The sequence below is a fragment of the Clostridia bacterium genome, assembly GCA_036562685.1.
GTDB lineage: Bacteria > Bacillota > Clostridia > Christensenellales > DUVY01 > DUVY01.
On the sequence record DATCJR010000189.1, the window covers coordinates 1 to 4,209 of the forward strand.

The 4,209-nt window shown below is 29.9% G+C and carries 4 protein-coding genes; all 4 read right to left on the minus strand.

What is annotated here, in order from left to right; genetic code table 11:
* Nucleotides 1-1,599, minus strand: a 1,599-nt coding sequence (locus VIL26_08400) for a sulfatase-like hydrolase/transferase (protein HEY8390947.1), incomplete at its 3' end; no start/stop codon positions are given.
* A 163-nt stretch (nt 1,600-1,762) separates the two neighbouring features.
* Entirely contained in the window at nt 1,763-2,650 is an 888-nt protein-coding gene (locus VIL26_08405) for an ABC transporter permease (GenBank protein HEY8390948.1), read from the minus strand.
* Complete coding sequence (locus tag VIL26_08410) at nt 2,647-3,573, minus strand: ABC transporter ATP-binding protein (GenBank protein HEY8390949.1); 927 nt, start codon at nt 3,571-3,573, stop codon at nt 2,647-2,649. Before VIL26_08410 ends, VIL26_08405 begins: the two co-directional genes overlap by 4 nt.
* A 220-nt stretch (nt 3,574-3,793) precedes the next feature.
* Nucleotides 3,794-4,138, minus strand: coding sequence for a phage holin family protein (locus VIL26_08415; protein ID HEY8390950.1), 345 nt, complete (start codon nt 4,136-4,138; stop codon nt 3,794-3,796).
* Nucleotides 4,139-4,209 lie beyond the last annotated feature (71 nt).

The window sequence follows — 4,209 nt, forward strand, 5'->3', positions numbered from 1 at the left end:
AGGAAAAGGTATTATTAATGTTTTATCCAAGATGCCAAGATTATCCAGTTTTTCTATCAGCATACCTAAAAAGGTATCAAATTCTACCATCTTTAGATAATAACACTGTATTTGAGCAGGAACTTTATCATAATTGATTCCTGCCTTTTCAAAAGCTTTTCTAACCTGAGCTTCATGATGGTCATATTTTGCCTCATTTCCCATATGCATAGAATATGTATCTATCTGCATAAAAAAGGATTTATTATCTTTTTTTAGGGTATCTAATGAATGTTCTACCTCATCAAGTTCAAAAAACTTTAGCAGTCTAGTATCATAGATCTTTTCTTCTTTTACTCCAGCGGCAATAAGATCCTCATCGAAATAAGTATTATCAAATCCTTCATTTGCTGTTAAAGTCTTTCTATTATAGAAATTCTCGCTGTCATTATGGAAGTAAAAAGTTTCATAACCGTTTTTTTCAAACTGCGCTGCCAAGGAATACTTTCCAAAATAATTATTGTAATAAGTGTCACCTAAATTAGATGAAAAGTTTTTGACATTAAGAGCATAGATACCATTATTGACCATAAATTCAGTATTAATTGTTGCACCTTCAAAGAATGTAGGCACATAATAATTAGTTAAAGTCAAGGCCTTTTGCCTGATTTTATATATATTAGGAGTAAGCAACGAAGCAACAGTATTACCCACTAATACTGGATCTAGTTGAGCATCTTTATTTCGATGTAAAGATGTATTATTTACAAGCTGATTACCCAAATATTCTGGATCACTAAATCTTTCATCAAATGTTTCACATAAAATGGTAATTACATTATAGTCTTTATATTTTTGAGTCCAATCATTAGCTTGTTTGGTATAAACAATCGAATTAAAGTATGAATCTAGTTCTTCAATACTTTCATAATCCAACTTCATATCCAAAGAAGCTGCATCTCTTATTCTGAAATTACAATATCCAAAAACCTGAACAAACTTTACGCTGCTGTATAAATCGTTATACAAATAGCTATTGCTATGAACATATTCAGCAACATAATCATTATAGCTTTTAGCTTTTACAATATTATATATAGAATAAGGCACATTAATGCTTGCACATAGTATTACTGCTGCCAAAGACATTGCAATATTAGCTTTGGCACTTTTAGTCTTTTTTTCTGTTATTGAAATTTTTGTGTACCATATTATAAACAACGATACAATAAATATGGGGGATAAAAGATAGCAAGTCAACGGAAAATTGATTCCATATTTTTGACCTACTACATTATTAACAAACATCAAACTAGATATTGATGCAAATGATTTGTATTGATAAAAATATGTTGAATCAGCCATTAAAGCAAATGCAATCAATATCGAAAAAATTGTATAAACAATTTTCTTGGCTTTTACGTTTTTTATTAAATTTATTAAAAAATAAATTGCGGTCAAAAATAAAACATCAGTAAAAAAACCAAAGAAAGATACCTTGACTTTTAAAGTCAAATAAAAAACAGCTAATGCTATAATGTTTAAAATCAAACAAGACAGCACTATTATATAATTATTGTATACATTATATACTTTTAATTTACTAAGTAATTTTTTCATATTAAAATACCACTATTAATTTAGATTATATAAAGAAATAATCTAAAAATCAAGCAAAAGGTCAATATAACTTTTGGTAATCTTTTGATAAGCTTTTTGCCTTATTTCTTAAATAATTACCTTTTCTTAGTAGTATTTTGAGATGTTAATACTAGTACTTCTTTTATTTGTTTTTAAACTTTAAAAATCTAAATCCTGCAATAATTGCAAAAATTATTGTAAACGACAATACGCTAATAATCATTAACCATAAAGGCATATTCCAATTACCGAAGTGTAGCTCAATTCCATAAAACTTTGATATTTCATTTAGTGCAAAACTGCCTTCTGCAGAAAGCCCCATAACCTTTGTTGCGTTTTCCAAATACACATCTCTTATTAAAGAAGACATTTGAGCAAAAGGAAGACTATATAATATATATCTCATTGTTTTTGGAAATACTCCTAACGGCATATAGCATCCACTTATAAAACCTTGAAGTGTTCCTACAATGGTACCCATTCCCCCGACAACATTGGTGGTCTTGGCAAACGAAATCAAAAACACCATAAACATATTTCCAAAAAATACGCCCAAAAGGGTTATACCAAGAATTTTAATCAACTGTAAAAATGTTAGGGCATATCCTGAAATAAAAAACAAATATAAATCTGAAAAAACTATCAATGCCAATGATGCCACTGAACATATAATTAGCGAGCTGATAAGATAACTCAACATCCAGATATTACGGTTGATAGGCGCAACCATAAAATCCATTGCAATCTTATTTTGTTTATCTTCAACTATAATAGCTAAAGCAACTAAAGATACTGATATGCTCAAAATAGGTATAAGACCAGACAGCATAATACTATCTGACATCCATTGATAATTTGTTGCTCCAAAAGGTTCTAATATTTGTTTCATACTGTCGGTATAAGTTTTGGACATAAAAAGTATATATAAACCTACAGTAATAATTATTGATAATAACGAGTATATAATATTAGATTTATATCTTATATAACATTTTAAATTTCTAATTACTAACGCCTTAAGACTTCTCATCTTTCTCCTCCTGCCAGTCTTTCTCCAGTTACATTGAGAAAAACACTATCCATATCGCCCTTAAGGACTTCAAAGTTTTTGATATGATTTTTGATATATTGTAATATTTCCAAAGCCTGCATGGTATCTTTTATATCTATAATATATTGGTCAACTTTAAATTCATATTTAAAGTTAAGTTGTTCGAATATTTTCTCAAGTTCTTCTTTTCCATTTTTGGGCATTACTCTTAAGCTGTCAGTGCTATATTTTTCTTTTAGCTGGTTAGGAGTTCCTGATACAATTATTTTGCCGTCATTGATTATAGCTATATTGTCAGCACGGTCTGCTTCTTCCATATAATGAGTGGTCAAAAATATGGTCATACCTTCATTAATTCTCAAATAATCAATCATCTCCCAGACTTTAACGCGTGTTGCAGGATCTAGTCCTGTTGTAGGTTCATCCAAAAACAAAATCTTGGGATTGTTAATGACTGCTCTTGCTATATCCGCTTTTCTCTTTTGCCCACCGGAAATATTCCCATATGCTCTGTTCAAAAAATCATGCATATCTAAAAGATCAGAAATATAATTTAACCTTTTTGAAATTGTATCATTGTCCAATTTATAGAATGATGCGCGGGTTAAAATATTTTCTTTAACCGTCAGTATGTTGTCTAAAACTCCATTTTGGAATACAACTCCAATATTATGTCTTATCTTTTCATCATCTCTTCCAAGCTTAAGACCGTTAACAAAAACCTCCCCTGATGTCTTAGCTAATGTAGTGCATATAATATTAATAGTAGTTGATTTTCCAGCACCGTTGCGCCCCAAAAAAGCAAACAATTGACCTTGAGGCACTGAAAATGAAATGTCGTTTACTGCGACAACCTTTCCATAATGTTTAACAAGATTTTTAACTTCTAATATGTTTTCCATGGGTTTATATTAGCATATATCATATTAAAATAAAAATCATAAATATTATCTTTACAATTTTTTAATGCAAAATTTAATCTTCTAATCGTTTCTTAATTTTCTATAAAATTTAATTTTTCATAACGCTACAAAAGGGCTAATTAATAGCCCTTTTGCAAAATTATATGATTGTTTACATCCATATATTTCATTTTGATCAGTTTTTAAATATCAGTTAGTTTTATTTGTCTTCGTTCTGATCTTGAGTATTTTGTTGTGATGTGTTTTCGGCTTGATTGTCTTCTTTTCTGCCGACCGTAGCCTGTTTTATGCATTCATTTCCACCAACTGTCGCCAAGGCAAGTAACGTAGCTTGCCCTAATGCAACAGCAAATGTCGTTCCGTCAAAGTTCTTGCCTGTCTGAAGCACAAAATAGATTAAGGTTATCACTATTGAAATACCCCATAATATATATGGAATCAACCAATTTTTTATTTTGGGCGTATTTTTTATTAATACACCAGCACCGTATAAAAACGGTATTAAAGCCAGAAGTTCGGGCTGAATAAAATCTTTCCAATTCATAAAAAAGTCACTCCGTTTGCCCGTTCCGGGCTAATATATTTTATGACGAAGTGACTTAAAAATTGATAATT

Coding starts and splice junctions, on each gene's coding strand:
- VIL26_08405 (HEY8390948.1), bottom strand. CDS start 2,650: ATGAGAAGTCTTAAGGCGTTAGTAATTAGAAATTTAAAATGTTATATA.
- VIL26_08410 (HEY8390949.1), bottom strand. CDS start 3,573: ATGGAAAACATATTAGAAGTTAAAAATCTTGTTAAACATTATGGAAAG.
- VIL26_08415 (HEY8390950.1), bottom strand. CDS start 4,138: ATGAATTGGAAAGATTTTATTCAGCCCGAACTTCTGGCTTTAATACCG.